Below are 14,454 nucleotides of genomic sequence, written 5' to 3'. Positions count from 1 at the left end.
TGTCATTGAGTCATTGATGAAATGACAGGCATAAAAAAACGGGCAAAAAGCCCGTTTTTTTCATTTTGGGTATTAACGTTTGATAGAACGTGACATACCAGCAAAACGTTGTTTGAATTTGTCGATACGGCCGCCAGTGTCCACATTCTTTTGTTTACCAGTATAGAATGGGTGGCATGCTGAACATACGTCTAGGTAAATTGTTTCTTTACCAAGCGCTGAACGAGTTTCGATTACGTTACCACATGAACAAGTAGCAACTAATTTTTCATATTTTGGGTGAATATCGGCGCGCATCGTCGATTACTCCTAAGTTAAGAAAGGCTTATGCTGTCATCGCAATTGATCACTCTCATGATTCATGAGGAATAAGCTTAATCCAGGAAAAAGCTAGACCAACACCACAACAGACCATTCTTTTGGCCCACCGAGACGGATACCGTCAGAGCTAAGCACAACAAGTGGGCGCAATTATACGGGAAAAAATAACAGATAGCGAATTATTCTTTACATTCTTCTATCGCGTTAAGCTCATCTGCAGGATGTTTTGACCAGTAGTTGGCAATGACTCCACAGACCATGAGCTGAATCTGATGAAAAATCATAATTGGGAGAACGATCATACCCAAAGGCTGCCCAATAAACAGGATTTGTGCCATCGGTACGCCACTGGCCAATGTTTTTTTCGAACTGCAAAAGAACATCGCGACTTGGTCTTCCCGGTTAAAACCCAACCATTTCGGAATATATAAAGCCAGTAGCATGATGATAGTCAAAAACACTGAACAGGCTATGGTCAAAATCAGCAACGTTTGCCAGCTGACTTCTTGCCACAAACCGGCGACCACAGCCCCACTAAATGCCCCATACACCACCATCAAAATAGTACCCTGATCGAATGCTTTGACAATACCGGGCAATTTCAACATATACGGATAAACATAAGGGCGTAATATTTGCCCCAATATAAATGGGACCAGTAACAATAAGGTAATTTGAAGAATTGAGGATGTAGGATCAAAGCCATGTTGCGACTGACCTAAAATAAAGAAACTCACCAATACAGGAGTAATGAACATGCCGACGATATTGGAAAATGAAGCACTGCAGACTGCACTGGCGACATTGCCTTTTGCCACCGAGGTAAATGCAATGGAAGATTGCACGGTTGATGGCAAGAAGCACATGAACAGGAAGCCCCAGTACAACTCTTTGCCCAACATCGGTAAAAGAATCGGTTTAGTCAATAGACCTAAAAGCGGAAATAATGCAAAAGTGAAAGCAAACACCACCACATGGAATTTCCAGTGCATGATGCCCTGCACTACTGCTTCTCTGGACAGTTTTGCCCCATGCAAAAAGAATAGAATCGCAATTGCCACCGAGGTGATCACACTAAAAATATCCGCAGCCAGTCCCGATATGGGCAGAAGGCTTGCCAAGATCACCATCACAATCAACAAAATAGTAAAGCGATCCAATGCCAATAATTTTAACATCGCTACTTCCTGTAATCATTGAAAATATAACAAAGCCCAATAAGTGAATTTACCTACTGGTAAAGTTTCATCTTACTGGGCTAAATAAATAAAGCCAGTGTTTCACTTCTATGTTGAATATTTAGTTTATCTATATCACTTTATGATCAGACTTCTTTCATCAATTCTTTTTTATTTCTCTTGTACAGACTTGAAATACATTTCAATTCAGCTCAGGCAGAAAAATACAAAAAGATGTGAAAATGATGAAAGAAATCTATTAGTTATTTCTGGCATTGGCATCCTGCTGAATCAGCTCAATTTTATAGCCGTCTGGATCTTCAACAAAAGCGATCACGGTAACACCACCCTTCATTGGCCCAGCTTCACGCACTACCTTACCGCCACGTGCCTTAATCTCTTCACAGGCTTTGTAGGCATCATCAACCGCAATGGCAATATGACCATAAGCATTTCCCAGCTCATAACTTTCTGTGTCCCAGTTATGGGTCAACTCCAGTACCGTATGATCTTTTTCATCGCCATAACCGACAAAAGCCAGAGTGAATCGACCTTCTTCATAATCGCGTTTACGAAGCAAAGTCATACCGAGTACTTCAGTATAGAACTTTAAAGATTGTTCCAAATTGCCTACACGTAACATGGTATGCAGCATGCGCATGATTCATTTTCCTATGTTTTCCATTTTTATAGACACTATAGGGACTTGGTGGGGAAAATTCAATTTAGCAATCTGGCGGTGGATATCATTTATTGTTCCATTGCCCTGTTGTTTTGACATTTTTAAATCATAATGTGCTTATTGTGCTTAATAGTAAAGCGCACCGTAAGGATGAAGTCTTTACTTAAGCTATTTACAAGATAAGCCTAAACCTTTACGGCAATTTTTAGCTCAAGAAAAACCCATTTCATCTTCACGACAAAATGGGTTCTTCATTCAGTTTTTTTAAAATTTGAGCTTAATTGGACTGTTGTTGATGTTCACGCAACAGCTTCGCCACCCAGACCACCAGAATTAAAATGGGAATGCCAATCAGCGTGGTCATGAGGAAGAAATTCGGATAACCGATATTGGTCACAATAGTCCCTGAGTAGCCACCTAAAATTTTCGGCGTTAAAGTCATCAGTGAACTGAAAATGGCATATTGTACTGCCGTGAAAGATACGCTGGTTAAACTGGACAAGAATGCAATGAATGCTGCACCCGCCAATCCAGATGCAAGGTTATCGACAATAATGGCAAAATATAGCCACAGTGAACTATAAGGTTTAATCACCTTGCCGCTAATTTCAACATCGTCAGTTGATTGAGCATTGACTGCCGCTAAAGGCTGTACATCAATATCCAGACCTTTGGCTGTGGCTGAACCCATATCGACCGTATAGCGATGCTGTGTGCTTAAAATCGCTTTGTCATTATCGATCACTTCCGCCACAAGCTGTTTTGATGCTGAATTTGCCAGGCTTTCTGCAGGAATAGCAGTGCTAAACACACCTGTTTTGTCCAGATTGGCATCGAATTTCTGTTCATCCAAATGCAAGACAATTTTTTGTGTCTCAGTCAATGGCTGTCCAAAATACTGGCCACGCACCACCAGACTGTTCTCTTGTTCATGTGCAGTAATCACATTATCACTGGTCACCGGCAGAATTTGCATCATGCCCGATTGAACACCCTGCTGCTGTGCATCCTGTTTTAAATAAGGTACAGCGCTCATGACTGGCGGCTGGGCATCATCGTCATATTGGACTTGAACCTGTACGGCATTGGCTTGGGCCAAAACCTGACTCGGCACTTTCAGTTTCCAGTAACCCACCTCATCCGACTGAACCTGATACTTATGCTGACCTACCGTAACTTGAACATCATGGGTTGGCTGACCGGATTTGACCAAACCGATAAAAATCAGGTTAGTTGAGCTGGCAAGAACGGCACCGACAAACATCAGTTTCATAATGTTCATGCGCTGTGCCAGCAAGCCCCCCAGAAAACCACCGACCAGGCTGAAAATCACCCCGTAAATTTTTACTGCTTCAGCAATCTGCTCTTTGCTAAAGTTTAAATCCTGATAGAACACATTGGAAATCACCCCGGCAATAATGTCCGAAATACGGTAAAAACCGATGAGCAACAGCAAAACCAAAGCCAGCTTTAGGCCATAGCGTTTAAAGAAATCGGCAATCGGGCTGATCCAGGTTTCCATCGCCATTTGCTTGTTGACCGCACCCATTTTGACCAATAATGTGCCCAGCAATACGGCTACCGCAGCAGATCCAATAAAACGCAGGCTTTCAAAGCAGAACAACAGGAACGAATCGGTAATTGAAAATTGTGCCTTAATAGATTCGGTTAAAGTTCCAGAAAAAATATAGCTCACGACAAAGCCAATCACGGCAACAAAAAATACAGCCACCAGACGATAGTAATCGCTACGCTTATAATCTTTATAGCTACGATCCACCTGCGGTTCACGAATCACGAAAGTGGTGATAATGCCCACCAGCATAACTGCGGCCATAACCAAATACGTGATTTTCCATGCACTATAAATATAGTTTCCCTTGGCCGTGCCAAGCGATGCTGCAAGGAACAACGCACCGGCTCCAGCTACAATCATCCCGATGCGATAACCGGCATTATAAGTGGATGCAAGGACTGTCTGCATTTCAGTTTCAGCCAGTTCAATACGATAGGCATCAATCACAATGTCCTGAGTCGCTGCAGAAAAACCCAGCAACACGGCGCCTGCTGCCATCTGATACAAATAGCCCTGACCGAGTGCCGGATTAGAAAAAGCCATCATACAAATGGCGCTGATAATTAAAACTTGTGCAATCAGCAACCAGGCCCGACGACGCCCCAGCTTTTTGGTCAGGAAAGGCACCGGCAATTCATCAATCAAAGGTGCCCAGACAAATTTGAATGAATAGCCCAGTGCTGCCCAGCTAAAAAATGTCACTGCACTTTTTTCAATGCCCGCTTCACCTAGCCATAAGGACAGACTGGAAAAGATCAAAAGAATGGGAATACCGGCTGAAAATCCTAAAAACAGCATGACCAGTGCACGACGATCGAGAAAAGCAGTAAAGGCAGATTTCCACCCTGTAGATTGTGTTGTCATTGCGTTGTTTTTTTCTGCAAAACTGAATGCTGCTATTCAAACGCTTAATAAGTTCAGTTTCAACAATAATTGTGAAATCATTATTTTATTTTGTCGATAAAAACGACCTGCGTGCTTGAATTTTTCGACTAAACCTGTATACCTTTAAATCTCTATTGCAATATTTTAGTTTTGGATTTAAACAGTGCCCCAAAAACTCGATCAAATGAATTCTTTATTATCTGCAACAACCACAGTGACTCAACCAGACCCTATACCAAGCAGTTTAATTTCAGCATTCGATCAACCGGAAATTCAAAACACCCTGACCAAAACACAGCTTCATCCCAAACAACTGACGCATATTCCCAATCTCGAAAAAATTCCTGCGTCAACACGAAGAATTAAACCGCTCAATGACTTTCTTGGGCAAGATCGCGCACGAGCCTCGGTTGAAGCAGGCATCGCCCTGCCTTACTCGGGCTATAATATTTTTGCAGTCGGTACGGCAGGCTTGGGTAAACGCACCATGATCAAGCGTTTACTGCAACAGCATGCCAAGACCATGCAAACCCCGAATGACTGGGTCTATGTCAACAATTTCAAGTTCCCCCGTCAGCCAATCGCACTTGAACTGCCACCAGGACAAGCACCTAAATTCCAGGCCTTGCTGCATCAAACCTGGCAAACCATTTTAAAACAGCTGGAACGGCGCTTTACGGCTGAAACCTACCACAACCGTATTGAAATGATTCGCGAGCAAACTGGCGATGAACAGCAATCGGCCCTGGTCGAACTGACCAAAGAAGGTGCAGACTTTGATTTAAAACTGATTTCTCAAGATGATGAACACTGCTTCGTGCCGGTTCATCTGAAAGACAATGAATATCAGGAAATGTCCAAAGAAGACATTAATGCTCTGGATAGCAAACAGCGCGCAGAGATTGCCTCGAATATCCGCTACATGAATAAAAAGCTGGAGCGTTTGGGCTTGCATTTAGGTGATCTGGAAGATGACGCACGGGATCAGGTCCAGCATCTCAACCGCGATATTGCCAAGCAAGTGGTGATGCCGCGCATTGACCTGATTCAAAACAAATACCCCGATGTCGATGGCCTGACTGAATATCTGCAATATTATGCGGAAGATATCATCAATAATGTAGAAATTATCCTTGAACAAGAAGAGGATGATTTTGCTCCGGGCATCTTCAGTCGCGTACCTTCACGCTATCAGGCCAATATCATCGTTTCCTATAAGCCAAATAGCGGTGCGCCAGTCATTTTTGAAGATTTCCCGACCCACTACAACTTGTTGGGACATGTGGAACAGCTTACTCAAAATGGCACCATTACCACCGACTTTACCCTGATTCGTCCAGGTTCACTGCATAAGGCCAACGGCGGTTTTCTGATGCTTGAAGCCGAACAGCTGCTGGAACAGCCTTATGCATGGCAAGGGCTAAAACGTGCCCTGAAATCTGGAAAATTAAAGCTGTCCTCGCTGGAACATATGCTGACCTTAACCGGCAGCATTTCCATCGAACCGCAAGCGATTCCATTAAATATTAAAGTGATTTTGCTTGCAGAACCTGAAATTTATTATGAAATTCTGGAACTGGAACCTGAGCTTGGCAGCGTGTTTAAAATTCGGGCCGATTTCACCGACACATTACAACGTAATGACATTAATGAACAAGCCTATATGCAATTGATTGCAGACTATGTTCAGGCCGACAAACTCTTGCCTTTTGACCGTTCTGCGCTGGCTGCACTACTCACCGATTCAAGCCGTCAGGCGGAAGACCAAAGCTCATTGTCATTGCATGCCTTAACTTTGGGTGACCTGATCCGCGAAGCGCATCATCATGCAGCGCAAGCCGGTGACAAAACCGTTTCAGAAAAACATATCAATACCGCACTTGATCATCGCAAGTATCGCTTGGGTTATTTACGTGAACTATACTGGCAAGATTTAACACGTGGCACGCAGCTCATCGAAACCAAAGGTCATCGTTTGGGTCAGATCAATGCCCTGTCGGTAATTCAGTACGCCGATGTCGAATTTGGCTTGCCTTCACGTTTGACTGCATCGGTCTATCAAGGTGGCGGTGACATTCTGGATATCGAGCGTAGTGTTGAACTGGGCGGCTCACTGCATGCCAAAGGCGTATTGCTGATGTCCAGTTTCCTGAAAGCGCATTTTGGCCGTGAACAGATGCTGCATTTTTCAGCTGCCCTCGCCTTTGAACAAAGTTATGGTCAGATTGATGGCGACAGTGCAACCGTGGCTGAGCTCTCTGCCCTTATTTCTGCCATTAGCCAGTTACCGATTGACCAGTCCTGGGCCATTACCGGCTCCATGAACCAGCTGGGTCAGGTTCAACCGATCGGAGGCGTCAATGCCAAAATTGAAGGCTTCTATGATGCCTGCAAATTGCAAGGCTTGACAGGCAAACAAGGGGTGATTATTCCCTATCAAAATATGGAACACCTGATGTTGCGTCATGATGTAATTGAAGCTGTAGCCCAAGGTCAGTTCCATATTCACGCCATTGAAACCATTGATCAGGCTTTAGAACTTTTAATGGCACGTCCTGTAGGCACACTGAATAAAAAAGGTCGTTACAGTAAAGGTTCAATTTATGCTGCGGTCATGGATCAGTTAGAATATTGGCAGGCGCTGGAAGATGGTGCCGAACTGGAAGAAGAGCCGAAGAAAAAGAAAAAAAAGAAGAAAGACAAGAAAAAGTCCAAAACTGAAGCAGCAACGGATGAAACGGGATCAGCCACATCGGCTGAAGCTGTTGCAAATGATCCAAACCACAGATCAGAAGATCGCTGACATTTTCTGAGACATAAAAAAAGCGCCTTCAAGGCGCTTTTTTTCATACCGCATCATTACACTGAATTATGCTTCAGGTGCCGGGCTGTACTGTTCAACCAAAGGTTTTAACTCACCTTTTTGGAACATATCCAGCATGATATCGCTACCACCGATCAATTCGCCATTGATCCACAATTGTGGGAAGGTAGGCCAGTTGGCAATTTTCGGTAAAGTTGCACGAATATCCGGGTTTTCCAAAATATTGACATAAGCAAATGGACGACCAATTTGACTGAGTGCTTCTACCGCACGTGCAGAGAAACCACATTGTGGGAATTGTGGTGTACCTTTCATGTAAAGTAACACTGCATGTTTAGCAATTTGGTCACGAATTAACGCTTCAGTATCGCGTACTTGTTCAGTCATTGATAAATCCTCAACTAATCTGCTTCGCATTATACCCAAAACTGGACGAAACAGTATCTCTAAAGCAATAAATCCATTTTTATTTACATTTGGGCTTTTATTCTGTTCTGGATTTTGCTTATATAAACTTTTATTTTTCCCTCCTAACAGATAAGAGTTAGTCATGAATAACATTACCCTTGCTCCTGTGCAAACTGATCAACCATCTCATTTGATGCCGGTATTTGGCCGTCAGCCGATCAGCTTTGTCCGAGGACGAGGTTCTTATCTTTATACTGAAGACGGTACTGAATACTTAGATGCCTTAACCGGTATTGCAGTATGTGGCCTGGGCCATTCACACCCTGCGGTCACTGAAGCGATTGCCGAACAGGCTGCTACCCTGATGCATACCAGCAACATTTTTGAAGTGCCTTGGCAAACGGCAGCTGCACAAAAACTGGCTGAAGTTTCCGGCATGGAAGAAATTTTCTTCTCCAATAGTGGTGCAGAATCAAATGAAGGTGCCATTAAAATCGCGCGTAAATTTGGCCATATGCAAGGGATTAACACCCCAAAAATTATTGTGGCAGATCATTCTTTCCATGGCCGTACTTTGGCGACCCTTTCAGCGACGGGTAACAAAAAGGTTCAAGAAGGTTTTGCGCCTTTGGTTGAAGGTTTTATCCGTGTGCCATTTGGTGATATCGAAGCCATTGAAGAAGCTGCAATTCAGCATCCGGACATCGTGGCAATTCTGGTTGAACCGATTCAGGGTGAAGGTGGCGTCAATACTGCCCCTCAAGGCTTTAGCTACCTGGAAGAAATCCGTCAAATCTGCAATCAGCACAACTGGCTGATGATGCTGGACGAAGTTCAAACGGGTAATGGCCGTACCGGTAAATACTTTGCTTACCAGCACACCAATATTGTTCCCGATGTACTCACCACTGCCAAAGGCTTAGGCAATGGTTTTCCGATTGGTGCAGTGATGACCCAAGGCCGCGGCGTCGGCGTGTTAACGGCTGGCAACCACGGTTCTACTTATAGTGGTACTGCCCTGGGTTCACGTGTGGTTTATACGGTTATTGATACCCTTCAAAAAGAAAACCTGGTTGAAAATGCCGCAAAAATGGGGAGTTATATCGTTGAGCAGTTGACCCAGCAACTGGCTGATCAAAACGTTAGCGTTCGTGGTTTTGGTCTGATGATTGGTATTGAGTTACCAAAAGCCTGTGGAGAATTGGTCAATGTGGCACGTGATGAATATCATTTAATTGTCAATGTGACTGCCGGTTCTGTCATTCGTTTATTGCCAGCCCTCAACATTAGCCAAGAACAGGCAAATCAATTGATTGAACGCCTGGTTAAAATGATCAAGGATTATTTGGCTTAAGCCTTCAACCCAGTCTAAAAAAGCCGCTGATCGCGGCTTTTTTGTGCTCTATTCTTATGAGACTGTCTGGTAAATTCTTCCGCCGGGTAACTGGCTAAAGTATTGTTTTAATGCCTCTAAACAGCGATGAACCTTCATCGGCTGCTGATCTTTTTTTGCTGTGATGGCATATAAAGTGAAATTTTCCAGTTTCCACTCTGGTAAAACTTCCACCAGCGAGCCATTCACTAAATCTTTTTGTACATCCAGATATAAAATTCGTGCAATACCATGTCCTTGCAAACATAATGATTTTGCCACCAGGACGTTATTGGTACTTAAACGGGATTTCATTTCCAGATTTACGGTTTTATCTGACACTGCATGTTGAAATGAAAAGTGTTGATAATTTTTCATGATATTGACTGGGATCAGATCGTGATGATCTAGATCTTCAGGTCGCGATACAGGTGCCGACTGATTCAAATAGCTTGGGGACGCCACCAGAACCTGCTCTACCAGAGCCAGCGGCACCACATTCAAATGATGATCTTCTATTTTCGGACTCATGCGCAAGGCAATATCAATACGCCCTTCCATTAAATCAATATATTGATTATCTGCCTCTACATGGACAGCTAAACCACGGTGTGCCTGCATCCAGTGAGACAATGCAGGAATCACATGATTCGCACCAAGTTCCGGGGTTGTGGCAATGCGTAAATCCCCCACCAAGTCATCGCGTAACTCGTTGATACGGATTTTCCCACGCTCTGCAGCGGCAAGCATTTCTTGACAGCTGTGGAAAAAGGCCTGTCCGGCTTCAGTCAAATTTAATTTTCTCGTAGATCGATGTAGAAGTGTGACTTCCATTTCATTTTCTAAAGAACGAATTTGCTGACTCACGGCGCTGGTCGTGATTCCTAACTCACGTGCAGCACCGCTAAACGAGCTTTTTTCAACAACACAAGCAAACACACCCATTGCTCGAAGTTGATCTAACATAAATTTCCCTCTGAACTTATGATTACTTTATCTTTCCGATAAAAGCAACTCATTGTATTATACGGTGAAATTTATGTTTTGTATTTCTAAAATTTAATTTATTGGTAAAACGCTGGTCGGATTGATGGGTTTGCCATTTAAACGTACCTGGAACTCGAGCATGGTGCGACTGGTTCCTGTTGAACCCATTTCAGCAATTTTCTGCCCGGCTATCACATTCTGGCCACTGCTCACATTCATTTTACTGTTGTGGGCATAAGCCGTAATGTAGCCGTCAATATGCTTGATCAGAACCAAATTGCCATATTCTTTCAAACCATCTGCTGCATAGACCACTTGACCATCTGCCGCTGCAAAAACTGCATCACCCGTATTCCCGCCATAGCGAATACCTTTTACATTTGCAGCCACATTAAAGCTTGCAATAACTGGGCCATTACTTGGTTTTACCCAGCGCAAAGCAGAAACTTGCGAAGATGCCACGGGTGCAGTTATCGTAGTTACCGGAACAGCAGGTTTAGCCGGTGCAGTCGGAAGCTGAACGGTTTGGCGCTGAATCGGCGCTGCCTGGGTCACCGCTTGTGTAGTGGTCGTCCGACGTGAGCCTGAATCCTTTAAACGCAAAGATTGACCGACATAAATGCGATAGGGTGCCGCTATATCATTCATATCAGCCACACTGGTATAAGCCAGACCATAACGTGCAGCAATTCCGCTTAATGTATCTCCAGACCGAACAGTATAGTAATCTGGCGCAGCCGCGTAACGTGTTGCATTATGAACTTGTGGTTTTGAAGCACAACCACTCAAAATGGCTGTGGCAATAACAGCTGTAGACAACACCATGGTTTTCAACAAGCCTGCAGGCGCAGCAAATATGCGATACGGTGACACCAAGTGCATTAATCTTCCTCTCTACACATTAAGTCTGTTTATTGGTTTGCGCTAAGATTAGCAAAAAAGCATCTGAAAAATATGTTCAATTCCGCTTTTTCACAAAGTTATAACACTACTGGACACTATTTAGAAAACTGTGCGTGTAATGTGTGCAAAATCTCATAATTTGTGGCGTCCATTTGAATCGGCGTAATACTGACATAACCATTTGCCACCGCAAAAAAGTCCGATTCGATTTCAGTTAAACCTTTTTTAGGTTCAGCAACTGCCTCTCCTGACAATCCAATCCAATAAACCTGGCGTCCACGTGGGTCTACATGACTGGTAATTGGTTTAGATTGACTGCGACGTCCCTGATAGGTAATTTTCGAACCTTTCAATTCAGATATATCTGGAATATTCACGTTAAAAATATGACGCGGCGGTAAAATCGGCAACCCCTGGACAATGAAATCATGCACCCATTTTGCTGCCACGGCATAATCATTCGGGCTGTCATAGGAACGCACATTGGGACCGGCCATGGATACGGCAATAGCCGGCTGTTTCATCAGGCGGCCTTCGAAGGCGGCTCCGACGGTGCCTGAATAAAGCACATCATCACCCAGATTTGCTCCACTGTTAATTCCGCTGACCACCAGATCAAATTCAAAATCAAATAAGCCGTTCATGGACAGATATACACAGTCTGCAGGCGTGCCATTGACCGCCCAGACATCGGTTGAAATCTGAACAGGCCGTAAAGGACGGTCTAAAGTCAGTGCGCTGGAAAAACCACTGCGTTCACTTTCAGGGGCAACAATAACTACACGGCCAAGTGGAGCCAGGGCTTGAGCCAATGCCTGAATACCGGGAGCAAAAACGCCATCATCATTGGCAATTAATATATTCACTACAACATCTCTTAACGGTTAAAAATGACTAATCAGAACATTTGATTGAATTGTATAGAAAATTATATATATTTGACGCTCAACATCCATTCAAAAAGTGTGATTTAAAAATGACTAAAAGCATATCATTTCGTGGCTTATTGGGGTTAGGCATTGCGGCATTATTATCTTCTAGTGTGTTAGCCAATGACGGCTTATCTTTAGAAGAAGCCAATACGATTGTGAAAGAAGACCTTGCTTCAACTCAGGTGATGGCTGAAGTATGCCCTGCCATTATTGGTAAAAATGCAAAATTTGATCAAAACATTCAGCTTTTGATTCAAGCCTATCTGCAAGACTATTCCGATAAATCAATGACTTTTGATAAAATTCAAACAGATATAGAATATAAGGCTGTACTGGATGAAGCCCGTCAGGCGGCAAAAGAAACCAGCCAGGATGAGCAAAAATCGGTTTGTGATGATGTGGTCAATTATCAGGCTTGATATAGAGCACTGGCTTTATATGAAGTCATCATAATATTGAACATTTATAATGATCATCGGCATAAAGAAGTTTCTTCTTTATGCTTTTTTTGATGCTTTTCTCAGCTCTAACTCTTTTTATAAACCGGGTCATTTTCAACCGCTTCAATACATTTATGTACTTACAATTACGAAAAATATCGTTAAGCTTATTTTTATTGTGATGTTTTTAAATCATTCAGGTCTGTTTAATGAAATTATTTATGCTTAAATCGCTTTCTTTGGGACTGTTGACCACTGCTGCAATGGCTCTTTCCATGACTCACGCAGCCACACCAAAAGATGAAAATATTGAAGTGACTCCGCTACAAAAAGTCACCCAGCAAGAGCTGGCTGCCATTTATGTACTCTCGGAAGTATGTCCAGGTTTAGTGAAAGATCATGCTAAATTTGAACAGGGATATGCCAAGCTGGCACAGGAATATTTACCTGCCGAAAATAATGCGGTTTCAAGCCTGGCTAAACTCAGTAAAGAGAAAAAATTTAAACCTATTTTAGCTGAAGCACGTAGCGATGCGAAAAAAGCAGGTGACGCAAAAAACCAGGAAATTTGCCGAGAACTCACCACATACAGCAAATAACACAAATTGGTTACAATACTTTTGAGAATAAGCTGATTTCCCCCATAGAAGTCAGCTTTGCTTTGTCCTAAAATGCAAAGCTCTTTGTGCTTATTATTAAGATATTGGAACCACCCAGAATGACCCACAAAAGCGCCCTTGCTGCATTATTACTATTGCCGAGCTTCACATACGCAGCAACTGTCTTATCTGCACCACCAGAACTCAATAATAAATCTTATGTTTTAATGGATTATGAGACAGGGCAAATCCTCGCATCAAAAAATGAAAATGAAAAATTAGCACCTGCTTCCATGACCAAGATGATGACCAGTTACATCATCGAACAGAAGTTATTGAGCGGTGAACTGACTGAAAATGAAAAAGTTCGCATGAACGAATCTGCGTGGTGTCGTGGCAGCAGCACGGAATCATGTATGTATGTCCCGCTTAACGGTACTGCAACGGCACTGGAAATGCTGCGCGGGATTATCATCCAGTCTGGTAATGATGCCTCTAAAGCCATGGCAGAACATATTGCCGGCAATGAAGGTACTTTTGCCCACATGATGAACCAGGAAGCAAAACGTATTGGCATGACCAATACCAGTTTCATCAACGCAACGGGTATGCCTGCTGAAGGTCACTACTCGACTGCCAAAGATATGGCGACACTTGCGCAACATATCATTCATGACAGTTCAAAGTATTATCCAATCTATTCTGAAAAAGAATTTACCTTTAACGGCATTAAACAGGGTAACCGTAATGCCTTGCTTTATACTGACCCGAGTGTAGACGGCTTAAAAACCGGCCATACTGAAGAAGCCGGTTATTGCTTAACTACCTCTGCCAAACGTGGTCCATTACGTTTAATTTCCGTGATTTTTGGTGCACCAAGCATGAATGAGCGTGCATCACAAACACGTGAACTTTTGGCTTGGGGTTATGCAAACTTTGAAACCGTAAAAGTTCAACCTGCCAATCAGGTTCTGGCTAAATCAAAAGTCTGGTATGGCAAAAGCAATGATGTTCAAATTGGCCTGGCAGAAAACTTTAACGTGACCATGCCTAAAGGCGAAGCCAATGCCATTAAAACTCAACTGGTGGTTCAGCCTAAACTGACTGCACCTTTGAAAAAAGGTCAAGTGGTAGGTAAATATGTGGCTACCTTGAACGGTAAAGTGATTGCGGAAAAACCGCTTGTTGCCCTTCAGGCTGTTGAAGAAGCCGGTTTCTTTGCCAAAATAATTGATCACATCAAACAATTCTTTGCAAACTTGTTCTAAGCCCAGTTTTAGACTTAAGTTAAAGCATCCACACTTCGGTCTGGGTGCTTTTTTATTTTATAATGCTTGAAACCCACAG

The 14,454-nt window shown here is 43.2% G+C and carries 13 protein-coding genes; 5 read left to right on the top strand and 8 right to left on the bottom strand.

Annotated features, from left to right (window positions below):
* Positions 1 to 72: 72 nt before the first annotated feature.
* The 4 genes from rpmE to ACPUEY_RS04405 form a co-directional block, all read right to left on the bottom strand.
* Positions 73 to 297: a 50S ribosomal protein L31 gene (rpmE, locus tag ACPUEY_RS04420; RefSeq protein ID WP_001200845.1), complete on the bottom strand. Its 225-nt coding sequence runs from the start codon at positions 295 to 297 to the stop codon at positions 73 to 75.
* A 203-nt stretch (positions 298 to 500) separates the two neighbouring features.
* The gene (locus ACPUEY_RS04415; protein ID WP_131273346.1) at positions 501 to 1,499 is read right to left on the bottom strand and encodes a bile acid:sodium symporter family protein; all 999 of its coding nucleotides are present in this window, start codon (positions 1,497 to 1,499) and stop codon (positions 501 to 503) included.
* A gap of 259 nt (positions 1,500 to 1,758) precedes the next feature.
* Positions 1,759 to 2,160 (bottom strand): lactoylglutathione lyase, encoded by a 402-nt coding sequence (gene gloA / locus ACPUEY_RS04410; RefSeq protein WP_131273347.1) that lies wholly within the window; start codon positions 2,158 to 2,160, stop codon positions 1,759 to 1,761.
* Positions 2,161 to 2,458: 298 nt separating this feature from the next.
* A complete protein-coding gene (locus ACPUEY_RS04405; protein ID WP_425121269.1) occupies positions 2,459 to 4,621 on the bottom strand; it encodes an AmpG family muropeptide MFS transporter in 2,163 nt (720 codons plus the stop codon).
* Between the two features lie 184 nt (positions 4,622 to 4,805).
* Here ACPUEY_RS04405 and ACPUEY_RS04400 point away from each other — a divergent pair, with 184 nt between their 5' ends.
* Entirely contained in the window at positions 4,806 to 7,445 is a 2,640-nt protein-coding gene (locus ACPUEY_RS04400) for a Lon protease family protein (RefSeq protein ID WP_425121268.1), read from the top strand.
* Positions 7,446 to 7,511: 66 nt separating this feature from the next.
* On the opposite strand, the gene grxD is transcribed toward ACPUEY_RS04400, so the two are convergent.
* Positions 7,512 to 7,853, bottom strand: a complete 342-nt coding sequence (grxD, locus tag ACPUEY_RS04395) for a Grx4 family monothiol glutaredoxin (RefSeq protein WP_086175639.1) — start codon at positions 7,851 to 7,853, stop codon at positions 7,512 to 7,514.
* Between the two features lie 163 nt (positions 7,854 to 8,016).
* Here grxD and ACPUEY_RS04390 point away from each other — a divergent pair, with 163 nt between their 5' ends.
* Positions 8,017 to 9,228 carry an aspartate aminotransferase family protein gene (locus tag ACPUEY_RS04390; protein WP_425121267.1) on the top strand — a complete coding sequence of 404 codons (1,212 nt, stop codon included), beginning with the start codon at positions 8,017 to 8,019 and terminating at the stop codon, positions 9,226 to 9,228.
* Between the two features lie 54 nt (positions 9,229 to 9,282).
* On the opposite strand, the gene ACPUEY_RS04385 is transcribed toward ACPUEY_RS04390, so the two are convergent.
* The 3 genes from ACPUEY_RS04385 to surE form a co-directional block, all read right to left on the bottom strand.
* The gene (locus ACPUEY_RS04385) at positions 9,283 to 10,212 is read right to left on the bottom strand and encodes a LysR family transcriptional regulator (protein ID WP_425121266.1); all 930 of its coding nucleotides are present in this window, start codon (positions 10,210 to 10,212) and stop codon (positions 9,283 to 9,285) included.
* A gap of 93 nt (positions 10,213 to 10,305) precedes the next feature.
* Complete coding sequence (locus ACPUEY_RS04380; protein WP_425121265.1) at positions 10,306 to 11,115, bottom strand: peptidoglycan DD-metalloendopeptidase family protein; 810 nt, start codon at positions 11,113 to 11,115, stop codon at positions 10,306 to 10,308.
* 116 nt (positions 11,116 to 11,231) lie between these two features.
* Positions 11,232 to 12,002, bottom strand: a complete 771-nt coding sequence (gene surE, locus ACPUEY_RS04375; RefSeq protein WP_261182928.1) for a 5'/3'-nucleotidase SurE — start codon at positions 12,000 to 12,002, stop codon at positions 11,232 to 11,234.
* A 110-nt stretch (positions 12,003 to 12,112) separates the two neighbouring features.
* Between surE and ACPUEY_RS04370 the strand changes: the two genes are divergently transcribed.
* The 3 genes from ACPUEY_RS04370 (at position 12,113) to dacC (ending at position 14,375) form a co-directional block, all read left to right on the top strand.
* On the top strand, positions 12,113 to 12,487 hold the full coding sequence (locus ACPUEY_RS04370; RefSeq protein ID WP_425121264.1) for an MCR_0457 family protein: 375 nt from the start codon (positions 12,113 to 12,115) through the stop codon (positions 12,485 to 12,487).
* A 230-nt stretch (positions 12,488 to 12,717) separates the two neighbouring features.
* Positions 12,718 to 13,107: an MCR_0457 family protein gene (locus tag ACPUEY_RS04365; protein ID WP_425121263.1), complete on the top strand. Its 390-nt coding sequence runs from the start codon at positions 12,718 to 12,720 to the stop codon at positions 13,105 to 13,107.
* A gap of 119 nt (positions 13,108 to 13,226) precedes the next feature.
* Positions 13,227 to 14,375, top strand: a complete 1,149-nt coding sequence (dacC, locus tag ACPUEY_RS04360) for a D-alanyl-D-alanine carboxypeptidase PBP5/6 (protein ID WP_425121262.1) — start codon at positions 13,227 to 13,229, stop codon at positions 14,373 to 14,375.
* Positions 14,376 to 14,454: the final 79 nt, after the last annotated feature.

This window comes from Acinetobacter sp. G11, from assembly GCF_049808495.1.
Classification (GTDB): Bacteria; Pseudomonadota; Gammaproteobacteria; order Pseudomonadales; family Moraxellaceae; genus Acinetobacter; species Acinetobacter kookii.
Note: the sequence above shows the minus strand (reverse complement) of the source record. Positions and strands in the feature narration are given on the sequence as shown.